Origin of the sequence: Jiella avicenniae (assembly GCF_021390325.1) — a bacterium.
Classification (GTDB): Bacteria; Pseudomonadota; Alphaproteobacteria; order Rhizobiales; family Rhizobiaceae; genus Jiella; species Jiella avicenniae.
This window is the reverse complement of sequence record NZ_JAJUWU010000010.1, coordinates 163,873-176,626: the sequence shown is the minus strand read 5'-3', so window position 1 is coordinate 176,626 and position 12,754 is coordinate 163,873. Positions and strand designations below refer to the sequence as shown.

The 12,754-nt window shown below is 67.1% G+C and carries 13 protein-coding genes; 11 read left to right on the top strand and 2 right to left on the bottom strand.

Going from position 1 to position 12,754, the window contains the following annotated elements; translation table 11 throughout:
• Nucleotides 1-32: 32 nt before the first annotated feature.
• Entirely contained in the window at nucleotides 33-569 is a 537-nt protein-coding gene (locus LZD57_RS12270; protein ID WP_233718816.1) for a MarR family winged helix-turn-helix transcriptional regulator, read from the top strand.
• A gap of 52 nt (nucleotides 570-621) precedes the next feature.
• The gene (hpxZ, locus tag LZD57_RS12265) at nucleotides 622-1,005 is read left to right on the top strand and encodes an oxalurate catabolism protein HpxZ (RefSeq protein ID WP_233718815.1); all 384 of its coding nucleotides are present in this window, start codon (nucleotides 622-624) and stop codon (nucleotides 1,003-1,005) included.
• A 63-nt stretch (nucleotides 1,006-1,068) separates the two neighbouring features.
• Here the strand turns inward: hpxZ and speB are convergent, their stop codons facing one another.
• Together speB and LZD57_RS12255 are read right to left on the bottom strand one after the other, a co-directional pair.
• Nucleotides 1,069-2,034 (bottom strand): agmatinase, encoded by a 966-nt coding sequence (speB, locus tag LZD57_RS12260; protein WP_233718814.1) that lies wholly within the window; start codon nucleotides 2,032-2,034, stop codon nucleotides 1,069-1,071.
• An 11-nt stretch (nucleotides 2,035-2,045) separates the two neighbouring features.
• On the bottom strand, nucleotides 2,046-2,678 hold the full coding sequence (locus tag LZD57_RS12255) for a DUF1989 domain-containing protein (protein WP_233718813.1): 633 nt from the start codon (nucleotides 2,676-2,678) through the stop codon (nucleotides 2,046-2,048).
• 516 nt (nucleotides 2,679-3,194) lie between these two features.
• Here LZD57_RS12255 and LZD57_RS12250 point away from each other — a divergent pair.
• The 9 genes from LZD57_RS12250 to LZD57_RS12210 all read left to right on the top strand — a co-directional run bounded on the left by LZD57_RS12250 (nucleotide 3,195) and on the right by LZD57_RS12210 (nucleotide 12,730).
• Complete coding sequence (locus LZD57_RS12250) at nucleotides 3,195-4,049, top strand: transporter substrate-binding domain-containing protein (protein ID WP_233718812.1); 855 nt, start codon at nucleotides 3,195-3,197, stop codon at nucleotides 4,047-4,049.
• Between the two features lie 38 nt (nucleotides 4,050-4,087).
• Nucleotides 4,088-4,738, top strand: a complete 651-nt coding sequence (locus LZD57_RS12245; protein ID WP_233718811.1) for an amino acid ABC transporter permease — start codon at nucleotides 4,088-4,090, stop codon at nucleotides 4,736-4,738.
• Nucleotides 4,735-5,388, top strand: coding sequence for an amino acid ABC transporter permease (locus LZD57_RS12240; RefSeq protein ID WP_233718810.1), 654 nt, complete (start codon nucleotides 4,735-4,737; stop codon nucleotides 5,386-5,388). The genes LZD57_RS12245 and LZD57_RS12240 overlap by 4 nt, the downstream gene beginning before the upstream one ends.
• 22 nt (nucleotides 5,389-5,410) lie before the next feature.
• Nucleotides 5,411-6,187 (top strand): amino acid ABC transporter ATP-binding protein, encoded by a 777-nt coding sequence (locus LZD57_RS12235; protein ID WP_233718809.1) that lies wholly within the window; start codon nucleotides 5,411-5,413, stop codon nucleotides 6,185-6,187.
• Between the two features lie 389 nt (nucleotides 6,188-6,576).
• Nucleotides 6,577-8,190 (top strand): ABC transporter substrate-binding protein, encoded by a 1,614-nt coding sequence (locus LZD57_RS12230; RefSeq protein WP_233718808.1) that lies wholly within the window; start codon nucleotides 6,577-6,579, stop codon nucleotides 8,188-8,190.
• A 96-nt stretch (nucleotides 8,191-8,286) separates the two neighbouring features.
• Nucleotides 8,287-9,306, top strand: a complete 1,020-nt coding sequence (locus tag LZD57_RS12225) for an ABC transporter permease (RefSeq protein WP_233718793.1) — start codon at nucleotides 8,287-8,289, stop codon at nucleotides 9,304-9,306.
• Nucleotides 9,307-9,313: 7 nt separating this feature from the next.
• Nucleotides 9,314-10,219: an ABC transporter permease gene (locus LZD57_RS12220; RefSeq protein ID WP_420844761.1), complete on the top strand. Its 906-nt coding sequence runs from the start codon at nucleotides 9,314-9,316 to the stop codon at nucleotides 10,217-10,219.
• A 10-nt stretch (nucleotides 10,220-10,229) separates the two neighbouring features.
• Nucleotides 10,230-11,966, top strand: coding sequence for a dipeptide ABC transporter ATP-binding protein (locus LZD57_RS12215; RefSeq protein WP_233718790.1), 1,737 nt, complete (start codon nucleotides 10,230-10,232; stop codon nucleotides 11,964-11,966).
• Nucleotides 11,963-12,730 (top strand): phosphoribosyltransferase, encoded by a 768-nt coding sequence (locus LZD57_RS12210; RefSeq protein WP_233718789.1) that lies wholly within the window; start codon nucleotides 11,963-11,965, stop codon nucleotides 12,728-12,730. The genes LZD57_RS12215 and LZD57_RS12210 overlap by 4 nt, the downstream gene beginning before the upstream one ends.
• Nucleotides 12,731-12,754: the final 24 nt, after the last annotated feature.

The following is a 12,754-nucleotide window of genomic DNA, read 5'->3' as shown; positions in this document are numbered from 1 at the left end:
ACGATCTCCGTTCAGATCTGCTTGATGACATCATGACACAGGTTTCTTCAGACGATTCCCCCGAAACGGCCATCGACGATCCGGCCTTTACGGGCGAAAGCGCCGAAAGCCCGGCACTGGCCGCCCTGCGCGAGCGCCCGGGCTTTCTCATCCGGCGGCTGCACCAGATCCATGTCGCGCTGTTTGCCGAGGAATGCGCCGGCGAGAACATCACGCCGGTCCAGTTCTCCATCCTCTCGGCGCTGGAAGAAACCGGAAGCTGCGAGCAGACCACCCTCGGCCAGGCGGTCGGCCTCGACCGCACCAACACGGCCGACGTCCTGGTCCGGCTGCAGAAGCGCGGGCTGATCCGCCGGCGCGTCGCGGCCAAGGACCGCCGTCGCAAGCTCGTCAGCCTGACGACCGTCGGCCAGGCGACGCTCGAGCGGATCAAGGCGGCCGCCGCCCGCGCCCATGACCGGACCGTGCAGTCGTTGCCGGCGGAGGAACGCCGGCGCTTCGTCGACAGTCTCGTCACACTGGTCGAAGCCAACAACGACGTCGGCCGCGCCCCCCTGCGGCTCACCTGACGGCGACGCGAGGGGGCCTCGGCACCGCCACGGCGAAAACGGAGTGCAGATCATGACGTTCGAAGTGAACCGGCCGGAGATCGTCGCCGAAGTCGAGGCCGCCTTTGCAAGATACGAGGCGGCACTGACCTCGAACGACGTCGCCGTCCTCGACGAACTGTTCTGGCAGAGCGGCCTGACGGTGCGCTACGGCGCGTCGGAAAATCTCTATGGTTATGCCGCGATCCAGGCATTCCGGGCCGCACGCCCGGCCAAGGGCCTCGAGCGCGAACTCTCGCAGACCGTCATCACCACCTTCGGCGCGGACTTCGCCACCGCCTCGACCCTGTTTCATCGCACCGCGACCAGCCGCATCGGCCGGCAAATGCAGACCTGGGCGCGCATGCCGCAAGGCTGGCGGATCGTCGCGGCGCATGTTTCGCTGACCGCGGATTGAGGCGACGGCCGCGACATCAATCGCGCCCGTCGCTTTTTGGTGAACGGCTTGCGCCCGGCTCGGTCAGAGGCCACCGCGCGATTTGCGGGCATGGAAGATCCGGCCGATCGCATTGAGCAGAACCTGCGCCGCGAGGATCGCGGTGACCTCCGCCGGATCATAGGGCGGCGCCACCTCGACGAGATCGATGCCGACGATCTCGCCCCGCGCCGCCAGCCCGGCGATCAACTCCAGCACCTCGTAATAGAGAAAGCCGCCATGGCTCGGCGTTCCGGTTCCCGGTGCGATCGAGGGATCGAACCCGTCGATGTCGAGGGTGAGATAATAGCGCTTGCCGGCGGGAATGCGCTCGAGCACGGCGGCGACGCCGAGCCGGCGGAGGTCGCGCACCGACAGGATGTCCGATCCCATGGCACGGGCCGCCTCGTAGCCTTCCCTGGCGGTGGAGGAGACGTTGCGGATGCCGATCTGCGTCAGCCCGGTGACATGGGATTGCTCCGCCGCCCGACGCATCGGATTGCCGTGGCCGTATCGGACGCCGTGGCGCTCGTCGACGAAGTCGAGATGGGCATCGATCTGGACCAGATGCACCGGCTCCTGATCGGAAAAGGCGGCGATGCAGGGGATGTTGATCGAGTGATCGCCCCCCAGCACGACGGGCAACGCCCCGGCGGCGAGGATCTTGCGCACCCCCGCCTCGATATTGGCGTGGCTCGTCGCGGTGTCGGTGTGCACCATGTCGGCATCGCCGAGATCGACGATCCGCACGTCGTCGAGATAGGTGACGTCGTCCTCGTGATCGTATGCGCCGGCATGGCCGAAGGAAAACAGCGTCGAGGCCTCGCGGATGCCGCGCGGCCCGAAGCGGGCGCCGGAGCGCCACTGCGTCCCCATGTCGAAGGGAGCGCCAAGGACGGCGACATCGGCCTCGATGGCGTCCCAGTCGCCGACATAGGGGCTTTTCGCGAAGGTGGAGATGCCGACGAAGGGAAGGTTGAGCCGGCCCGAGGCGTATCCGTGTTCAGCCATGACGGGATCTTTCAGAGCGAAGCGGCGCGGATGACCTCGACCTCGATCGGCGTCGGCTTACCGCCAGCCGCCGGATTGTGTTCCTGCGGACAGTTGGACAGAACCGCGAGCACCGGCCGCTCCGCCTTCAGCACCACGTGGTCGCCGGCTTTCGAGATGCCGTCGGCGATGACGACATGGCCGTCCTCTTTGAAGGGGACCCGCATGAAGAAGTTGATGTTCGAGACGATCTCCGAGGGACCGAGCCCCCATTTCGACAGCTCGGCGATGAAGTTGGCGCGGCAGCTCGCCGTGGTGTCGACGTCGTAGCGAAGCTTGTTGCTCTCGTTGCTGCAGCAGCCCGCCAGCGTGTCGTGATAGCCGCAGCTGTCCTCCTCGACCGTGAACAGGACGCGGGCGTGATCGGAATAGATCCGGCAGCCCCTGGTCACGTAGAGCGACTTGTTGAGCTTGATCGTGTTCGGAAGATTCATCCTGTCGAGCGGCATGTCGGCGCCGTAGCAGAGGAAATCCACCGCCTGCTGGCCCTCGATATCGGTGATGCGCAGCCGGTCGCCGGCTTCCAGCCGGCCGGACCAGCGCCCGCCGGGGGGAACGATCTCGGTCGATGCGGCGGCGGAGGCCGGTCGGGTGGGGGATGTCATGGCAAAGCTCCAGAATGGCTGATCGGATGGGTGCGACCGCGACGGCCGCGTCGTGCGGGACGCAAGCAAGCGGCGGGCCATACGCGGCAGCGAGGCAATTGTGCAGCACACTGAAAGTAACACCCTGCCGTCGGCATTTGGCGCGTATCGATCGCCGACCGTCATGGCGCCGACCCAAGAGCGCAGATACCATCAGCATACTGACGATTTGCGCCTGAAAGCTAGGCAGAGATCTCGCCTGTTGCCCAGTTAATGGGCGAAGCCGCCGCGACCGTGTCGGCCGGCGACAGCGGGCGCTTCCGGTCGCGATTGGAGGGATTCCAACGGAACAGCCGCGTCCGGCACCGTCCGGGCGGCTTGGCACGACACTTGCTCAGCATGCTTACGATTGGCCGTCCGTCACGCCCTCGACGCCAGCCCGGCTGGCGAAAGACGGCGCCTTTCGGCACGGCGTCGATCGTCACCCCAGCAGCCCCGCCGGCTGCGCCTTTTCAGCCTGATGAACAGGAGCCCCCAATGCGCCTCGACCGTGATCTTCTTCCGCGCTTCGCCTTGCGGCGTCTCGCGCTTGCAGCCGTCCTCCTGGCGCCTCTGGCCGGTGCCGGCGTCAGTGATGCGAAAGCCGCGGATCTGGAGGCGATCAAGTCGAGCGGCACGATGCATGTCGCCACCGAGGACGATTTCCATCCATTCGAATTCATCGAGGACGGCAAGCCGAGCGGTTACGACAACGCACTTCTCGATCTCGTCCGCGAGAAGGCGCCGTTCGAGATCGAGCAGGACATCATCCCCTGGGCGGGCATCCTGCCGGGCGTGACGACGGGCAAGTACGACATGGCCGTCACCGCCGTCCTCGTCAACGACGAGCGCAAGCAGACCCTCGCCTTCACCAGCCCGGTCGCCGAATCCACCAGCTTCTACGTGATGAAGAAGGGACAGGACGGCATCGCCTCGGCGAGCGATCTCAGCGGCAAGACCGTCGGCGTTCAGGCCGGCAGCGCCATGCTCAAGCACCTGCAGACCTTCGACGCGAAGCTGAAGGCGGACGGCGGCGCGGGCATTGCCAGGATCGTCGAATATCAGAGCTATCCGGAAGCCTATCAGGATCTCGCCATCGGCCGCACCGACGCCGTCGTCAACACGCTGATCAACGTCCAGGCGCTGGTCAACGAGAAGCCCGACGTCTTCGAACTCGGCGAAGCGGTTTCGGAACCGGTCTACATCGCCTGGGCGACGGCCAAGGGCAACGACGCGCTGGTCGAATACGTCAGTTCGGTCCTGCTCGAGGCCCGCAAGGACGGCACGATGTACGAGCTGCAGAAGAAGTGGTTCGGCGCGTCGTTCGAGGACATGCCGGAAGCCATCAAGTGATCCGAGCGGTGTGAGTTGAAAGGACGCCGGATCGCCGCATGACCTGGTACGACGTCTACGCCATATTTCAGGGCGCCGTGTTCACGGTGTCGATCTCGCTCGCGAGCATCGTCATCGGCCTGCCGCTCGGCCTCGGCTTCGCCCTCATTCGCTGGTCCAGCGTCCCCGTTCTCGACCGTTTCGTCGTCGTCTATGTCAGCGTCATCCGGGCCTCGCCCGCGGTGACGCTGGCGCTCCTGATCTTCTTTGCCCTGCCGGTGGTGGGGATCTCGCTCGGCGCCGTCACCGCCGCCGTCGTCACGCTCACTTTGTCGACGGCGGCGTTCAACACCGAGATCTGGCGCGGCGCCCTGATGAGCTTTCCGCGCGAGCAGCTCGAATCGGCCCGTGCCTTCGGCATGACGAGGGGCCTGCGCTTCCGCCGTATCGTCTTTCCCCAGCTCGTCCATTCGGCCCTGCCGGCGCTCGTCAACGAAATGACGCTGCAGGTGAAGTCGAGCCCGGCGATCGCCGTCCTCGGCCTCGTCGACATCACCCGCGCCGCCTCCCGCGTCGGCGCACGGACCTACGATCCGCTGCCGCCCTTCGTCGTCGCCCTCGTCCTCTACAGCCTGATCGTCGCGGTCTTCGTCATGACGCAGCGGCTGATCGAGCGCCGTCGCGCCGCCGAAATGGAGGCGCTGCGATGAACGGTTTCACCATCGTCTGGGACAATCGCGACGTCCTCCTGTCGGGCTTTGCCAACACCATCGCCCTGTCGGCCATCGCCGCCGTCGTCTCGCTCGTCCTCGGCGCGCTTCTCGCCATGGCGCTGATGGCGCGCAGCAAGGCGGCCCGCATCGGCGCGACCGTCTATGTCGACGCGATGCGCTGCGTGCCGTTCCTGCTGCTCGCCTATCTGATCTATTACGGCCTGCCGAGCTTCGGCATCAGGATGAGCAACTGGACCTCCGGCCTCATCGCGCTGATCGTCTACAACGTCGCCTACATGGCCGAATTGCTGCGCGCCGCCTGGGCGAATCTTCCCAAGGAATCGATCGAGGCGGGCCACGCCTTCGGCTTCCACGGGCTGAAGCTCGTGCGGCGGATCATCCTGCCGCCGGTGTTCTTCGCCGCCGTGCCGATGATCGGCAACCAGACGATCCAGATCATCAAGGACAGCGCCTTCCTGACGATCATCGCGGTGGCGGAACTGACCCAGGCGGCGATGGCCATCCAGACCACCTATTTCGTGCCCTTCGCCTCCTTCGTCGCGGCGATCGCCCTCTACTGGATCACCTGCATGGCGATCGAGACCGGCGTCGCCTTCGTCGGACGCGTCGCGAAGGCCCGGCAATGACGGAGCTGCAATGACCCCGCCCATGGATGACGCCGAAGCGCCGGTGGTGCTCGCCGCGCACGGCGTCTCGAAGTCTTTCGGCGCCAATACGGTTCTCACCGACATGGAGCTGACCGTCCGAAAGGGCGAGACCGTCTGCCTCCTCGGCCCCTCCGGGTCGGGAAAATCGACCTTCCTGCGCTGCCTCAACTGGCTCGAGGAGCCGGACGCCGGCTTCATCGTCCTGAAGGGCCAGAGGATCGGCATCCGCCCGTCCGGCAACATCGTCATGAACGACAGGGAACTCGCCGCGATCCGAACGCGCATCGGCATGGTGTTCCAGCATTTCGCCCTCTGGCCGCACCTGACCGTGCTCGAAAACGTCATGGAAGCGCCGATCCACGTGCAGCGCCGGGACAAGGCGGAGGTCCGGCGCGAGGCGGAGGCGCTGCTCCAGCGGGTCGGCATCGCCGACAAGGCGGGGCAGTATCCGGCGCGACTCTCCGGCGGCCAGAAGCAGCGGGTCGGCATCGCCCGGGCACTGGCCATGAAACCCGATCTGCTGCTGTTCGATGAGCCGACCAGTGCGCTCGACCCGGAACTCGTCGGCGAAGTGCTGGCTGTGATGAAGGATCTCGCCCGCGAGGGCATGACCATGGTCGTGGTGACCCACGAGATGGCCTTTGCGCGGGACGTGGCCAGCCGGGTGGTGTTTCTCGACCAGGGCCGGATCGTCGAAAGCGGGGCGCCCGAAGAGTTCTTCACCCGGCCGAAGACCGATCGTGCCCGGCAGTTCCTGCTGCGCTACTCGGCGCAATAGCGCCGGATCCGGCGAAGATCGAAGACGGCGCACGACCCGACCGGCGCGACCGAAGCCCATTTCCAACGGCTCTCGCCTGGAACGCCGGCCGTAGCTGGGCGCGCGCGACCCAAACGCCGGCCATCCGCGCCGGGTGAGCGAGGCCTTGCGGCGACCGACGTCGACGCCGCGCCGCGTGCCCCCTTCGATGCCCGAAGTTTCGCGCCATCGCACAGGAAACAGGCAGTGACCTTCGGGCGAAAATTCTCATCCCACTGAAAATCCTGCACTTTCGTCTTGGCACGATGATTGCATGCAATTTCACGACATAACCGACTCCGGCCCCCAAAGACCATCTCGTTCGCTCCAAGGCCTTTTCCATTTCCATCCCAAGCCAGCAAGGACAGATCATGGATCGCAGAACATTCTTCAAGGCCACCGCCGGCGGCCTCGCCGCGGCCAACCTTCCCTTTCTGCGCAACCTCGCCCATGCGCAGGGCCGCCAGCAGGCCGTCGTCGTCACCGGCGGATCGATCAACAGTCTCGACATCCATCGCACTGGCACCAACCGGCCGAGCTATCAGGTGGCGGTCAACGTCTACGACCGGCTGGTGAGCTTCGGGGTCAATCAGCGCGAGGACGGCTCCTATACCTTCGACTATTCGCAGGTCGTGCCGGAACTCGCCGAAAGCTGGGAGAGCGCCGAGGACGGCAAGTCGATCACCTTCAAGCTCAGGTCCGACGCGAAGTTCTGGGACGGCGCGAAGGTGACGGCCGAGGACGTGCGCTGGTCGTTCGAACGGGCGCTCGCCCTCGGCGGGTTTCCCAAATCGCAGATGGGCGCCGGCGGGTTCACCGATCCGGCTCAGTTCGTCGCCGTCGACGAGGCTACCTTCCGGGTCGACCTGAAGGAGCCGTCGAAACTGTCGCTGCCCGATCTCGGCGTGCCCGTCGCCATCGTCATCAATTCCAAGCTCGCCCTCGAAAACGCCACCGACGCCGACCCCTGGGCGAGCGACTATCTCCACCGCACACCCGCCGGTGGCGGCGCCTTCAAGGTGGAACGCTGGGATCCCGGCCAGCAGATCGTCTATGCGCGCAACGAAGCGTGGACCTGCGGCCCGGTCCCGGCGATGGAGCGGGTCATCGTCCGCGAGGTTCCGAGCCTGTCGACCCGGCGTGCCCTCGTCGAGCGCGGCGACGTGACCCTGTCCTTCGACATCCCCAACAAGGATGCCAAGGATCTCAAGGATTCCAAGACCGTGAAGGTCGTCGGCTCGCCGATCGCCAACTGCATCCACACGCTCTGCCCCAATCTGACCTTCGAGCCGTTCAAGGACAAAAGGGTGCGCCAGGCACTGGCCTGGGCGCTGCCCTATCAGCAGCTCTTCGATCAGGCCGCCTACGGGCTCGGCGTCCCGCTGTGGGGCGGCGAGAGCACGGCGCCGCAGGACATCAGCTGGCCGCAGCCCTTCCCCTACACGACCGACCTCGACAAGGCGCGCTCGCTGCTGGCCGAGACCGACTATGCCAAGGGTTTCGACGTTCCCCTGTCCTTCAGCCTCGACTTCGCCGACTGGGGCGAGCCGGCGGCGGCGCTGATCCAGGATTCGCTGCGCCAGATCGGCATCAACGTGACGCTGGAGAAGATTCCCGGGGCGAACTGGCGCACCATCGCGCTGGTCGAGAAGCGCCTGCCGCTCTTGCTCGAGAATTTCGGCGGCTGGCTCGATACCCCGGATTACTACTTCTACTTCTCCTATCTGAAGGGCAACCTCTTCAACGCCTCGAACTACGACAATCCGGAAATGCAGAAGCTCGTCGACGCGACGCTGCCGATGCCCGTCGACGCGCCGGACTATGCGCCGAACGTCAGGCGGATGATCGAGATCGCCATCGACGATCTGCCGCGCATCCCGCTGTGGCAGCCGACCCTGAACTCGGCGATGGCCGAAAATCTCGACGGCTACGAGTTCTGGTTCCACCGCCAGATCGACGCCCGGCCGCTGAAGTTCGAGGCCTGAGACGCCAGAGGGCGGGGGGGGGGGGGGGGGGCGGGCCCGGCCCCCCCCCCCCCCCCGCCCATCCAGCCTCGCCAGAAAACCGATCGGACACGACAGATGGGTCGCCTATCCCTCGCCGCGGGACGCATCGCGCTCTCCTTGCCGACGATCTTCGGCGTGATCGTCATCAGCTTCCTGTTGACGCGGGCGCTGCCCGGCGATCCCGCCGCCTATTTCGCCGGGCCGACGGCGACGCCGGAATCCATCTCCGAGATCCGCCGTTCGCTCGGTCTCGACCGGTCGCTGCCCGTGCAGTTCGTCGGCTATCTGCAGGATCTCGCCGCGGGCGATCTCGGCCGGTCGATCTCGACCGGGCAGAGCGTCCTGTCGGATCTCCTGACACGCCTGCCGGCCTCGCTCGAACTGACCTTTCTGGCGCTGTTCATGTCCCTCGTCGTCGCCATTCCCGCGGGCATCCTCGCGGCGACCCGCCCCGACGGGATCATCGATCAGGCGACGCGGTTCCTGGTGACGGCCGGCGTCAGCCTGCCGACCTTCTTCACCGGCCTGCTCCTTTTGTTCATCTTCTACTTCAAGCTCGGCTGGGCGCCCTCGCCGCTCGGTCGCCTCGACATCCTGTACCTTCCGCCGCCCGCCGTGACAGGCTTCTACCTCGTCGATTCCCTGATTGCCGGCGACATCGAGACGTTCCGCGCATCGCTGGCGCAGCTGCTCCTGCCGTCGATCACGCTGGCGCTCTTCACCATGGCGCCGATCGCCCGGATGACCCGCGCCTCGATGATCGCCGCGCTCGGCAGCGAATACATCCGCACCGCCCGCGCCGCCGGCCTGTCGCGCCGCACGGTGCTGTTCGTCTACGCGCTGCGCAATGCGCTCCTGCCGGTGGTGACGACCCTCGGCATGGTGTTCTCCTTCGCCCTCGGCGCCAACGTCCTGGTCGAGAAGGTCTTTGCCTGGCCAGGCATCGGCTCCTATGCCGTCGATGCGCTGATCTCCTCCGACTATGCCGCCGTCCAGGGCTTCGTCCTGACGATGGCGCTGCTGTTCGTGACGCTGAATCTCGTGATCGACATCCTCTACACCCTGCTCGATCCGCGGATCGCCCATGAGACCTGACCCGACGATGAGCAAGACCGTACCCAACGCGCTCCCCAGGTCGCCCGGCGGCCGGCTGAAGGGCGCGATCGGCGACCGCCTGCGCCTCGCCGCCTACATCGCCCGCGGCTCGACGACGACGATGCTGGCGATGGCGATGGCTGCCGTCTTCGTCCTCGCGGCGATCCTCGGGCCGGCAATTGTGCCTTACGATCCGCTGGCCTCCAATCCGCAGGCGGCGCTCCAGCCGCCCTCCTTCGACTTCTGGTTCGGCACCGACAATCTCGGCCGCGACGTCTTCTCCCGCGTCGTCGTCGCGACCCGGCTCGATCTCGGCATCGCCTTTGGCGCGGTCGCGCTCTCCTTCGTCGCCGGTTCGCTGATCGGCTCCCTGTCGGGCTATTTCGGCGGCTGGGTGGATGCGGTGTTCGGCCGCCTGATCGACGTGATCATGGCCTTTCCGCTGTTCGTGCTCGCGATGGGCATCGTCGCCGCCGCCGGCAACACGGTGGAAAACATCGTCTACGCCACGGCGATCATCAATCTGCCCTTCTACGCCCGGATCGTGCGCTCGGAGATCGCCGTGCGACGCGAATCCGGTTTCGTCCAGGCTGCCCGCCTGTCCGGCAACGGCGACCTGCGCATCATGGCGGTGCACCTCTTTCCGAACGTGCTGCCGCCCCTGATGGTGCAGATCTCGCTCAATCTCGGCTGGGCGATGCTGAACGCCGCGGGCCTGTCCTTCATCGGTCTCGGCGTGCGCCCGCCGACCCCCGAATGGGGGATCATGGTCGCGGAGGGCTCGAACTTCATCATCTCCGGCGAGTGGTGGCTGGCGCTGTTTCCCGGCGCGACGCTGATGCTCGCCGTCTTCACCTTCAACCTTCTCGGCGACGGCCTGCGCGATCTCGTCGATCCGCGCCAGCGAACGTGAGGCGGCAACGATGAACGACATTCCGCTGCTCCAGATCGACGATCTCGCCGTGACCTTCGAGACCCGTGGCGGCACGGTGGAGGCGGTGCGCGACGTCTCCTTCAGGCTGCAGAAGGGCGAGGCGCTCGGCATCGTCGGCGAATCCGGTTCGGGAAAGTCGGTGACCTCCTACGCCGCGATGAAGATCCTCGACCGCAACGGCACGGTGGCGAGCGGCAGCATCACCTTCGGCGGCATGGATCTCGGGACGGCGAGCGAAGCCGCGATGTCGGACCTGCGCGGCCGCGAAATGTCGATGATCTTCCAGGACCCGCGCTCGGCCCTCAATCCGATCCGCACCGTCGGCCGGCAAATCGAGGACGTGCTGTTGCGCCATTCCCAGGCGACGCGGCACGACGTCCGCGCCAAGGCGGTCGAGATGCTGCGCAAGGTGCGGATCGCCCGGCCGGAGGAGCGCTATCACGCCTATCCGTTCGAACTGTCCGGCGGCATGTGCCAGCGCGTCGTCATCGCCATCGCGCTCGCCTGCGATCCGCAGCTCCTCATCGCCGACGAGCCGACCACCGGGCTCGACGTGACGACCCAGAAGGCGGTGATGGACCTCGCAGACGAGCTGCGCCGGCAATCGAACCTCTCGATGTTGCTGATCACCCACGACCTCGGGCTGGCGGCGACCTATTGCGACCGGATCGTCGTCATGGAGAAGGGCCGGATCGTCGAGACGGCGCCCGCCCGCAGCCTGTTCGACGACCCGCAGCACCCCTATACCCGGCGCCTGATCGCCGCCATGCCCCGACGGACCGCCGGCCTGCGGGACCTGCTTCCCACCGGCGACGCCGAGCGCGGCACGGCGCCGGCCGCGTGGCCGGCGACCGCCGCCAGGCCGCTCCTCGAAATCTCCGGCCTCACCAAGACTTTCGCGAAGAAGCGCGGCCTGCCGGGCCGGCTCCTCGGCAAGGCCGAACCGCCGGCGCCGGCCGTCGACGACATATCCTTCACCCTCGATCGCGGCGAGAGCCTCGGACTCGTCGGCGAATCCGGCTGCGGAAAGTCGACGACCTCGTCGATGATCATGCGGCTTCTCGATCCCACCGCGGGCGAGATCGTCTTCGACGGCGAGCGCATCGACCAGATCCCCCGCGCGAGCTTTGCGAGGTCGCCGCTGAGGGCCCGCATGCAGATGGTCTTCCAGGACCACACTGCGAGCCTCAACCCGCGCTTCACCGCGCGCCGGTCCATCGCCGATCCGATCCTCAGGCTCGGGCGCCGCGGCGACGGACGCTCGGTCGACGACCGGGTGGCCGAGCTCGCCGACAGGGTCTCGCTGCCGCAAGCCCTGCTCGATCGCTTTCCGCACCAGCTCTCCGGCGGCCAGAAGGCGCGCGTCGGCATCGCCCGGGCGATCGCCCTGTCGCCGGACCTCCTGATCCTCGACGAGCCGACGGCGGCGCTCGACGTCTCGGTGCAGGCCGTCGTCCTCAACCTCCTCGCCGATCTGCGGGCCGAAATGGGGCTGAGCTATCTGTTCATCAGCCATGATCTCGAAGTCGTTCGCCTGCTCTGCGACCGGGTGATCGTCATGCGCGGCGGCGTCATCGTCGAAGAGGGAGCGACGACGGAGGTCCTGACCGACCCGAAGGACGCCTATACGCGCGAGCTGATCGACGCCATCCCCACGATCGAGCCGCGGGATCCCCGCCCCGGTGCGGCGCCCGCAGCCGCCGCGGCGGCCCTTGCGGCCCGATGAGCGGGAACACGCCTTCGCCGGCATCTTCCGTCGCGCCATCCGAGGTCTGGCAGACGCTGCATCCGCCCGGCAGCTTCGCCGATCCTCATCGCAGCGATCATCGCGAGACGTTTCCCGCCAGCCTTCCCGACGGCCGCCAGATCGTCCTGCCGATCCGTCCGCTACCCGACGAGGCGGGCTTCGCCGTCGCCTCGCTGATCGTCAATCAGGCGAGCTTCGCCGTCGAGGACGCGCTGATGGACGCGATGGCCGCGATCGTTGCGCGGGCCGGCGCCGAGATCGTCGTCGCCGTCCCGACGCTCGGCCTGACGCTGGCGAACGGCGTCGCCCGCCGGCTCGGCCATCCGCGAATGGTGGCGCTCGGGACCACCCGCAAGTTCTGGTACGACGACGCCCTCAGCGAGCCCTCCTCCTCGATCAGCAGCCGCAAAACGCCGAAGACGCTGTTCGTCGATCCGCGCCTCGTGCCGCTTCTGATCGGGCGCCGCGTCGCGGTGGTGGACGACGTCGTCTCGACCGGCTCCTCGCTCGTCGCCGTGCTCAGGCTGCTCGGAAAGCTCGGGGTCGAACCGGTGGTCGTCGCCGCCGCCATGCTGCAGACCGATCGCTGGCGCGTCGCGGTGGCGACGGCGCTGCCGGGCTTCACCGGCAAGATCGCGGGCGTCTTCGCGACGCCCCTGCTCAGGCGCACGGAAAACGGATGCTGGCGGCCGGTCGCATCGGTCGGGGACGACGGGCCGCCGACGATCGCGCCCGCCCGGTGACCGACGCCACGGCGACGCGGCGGC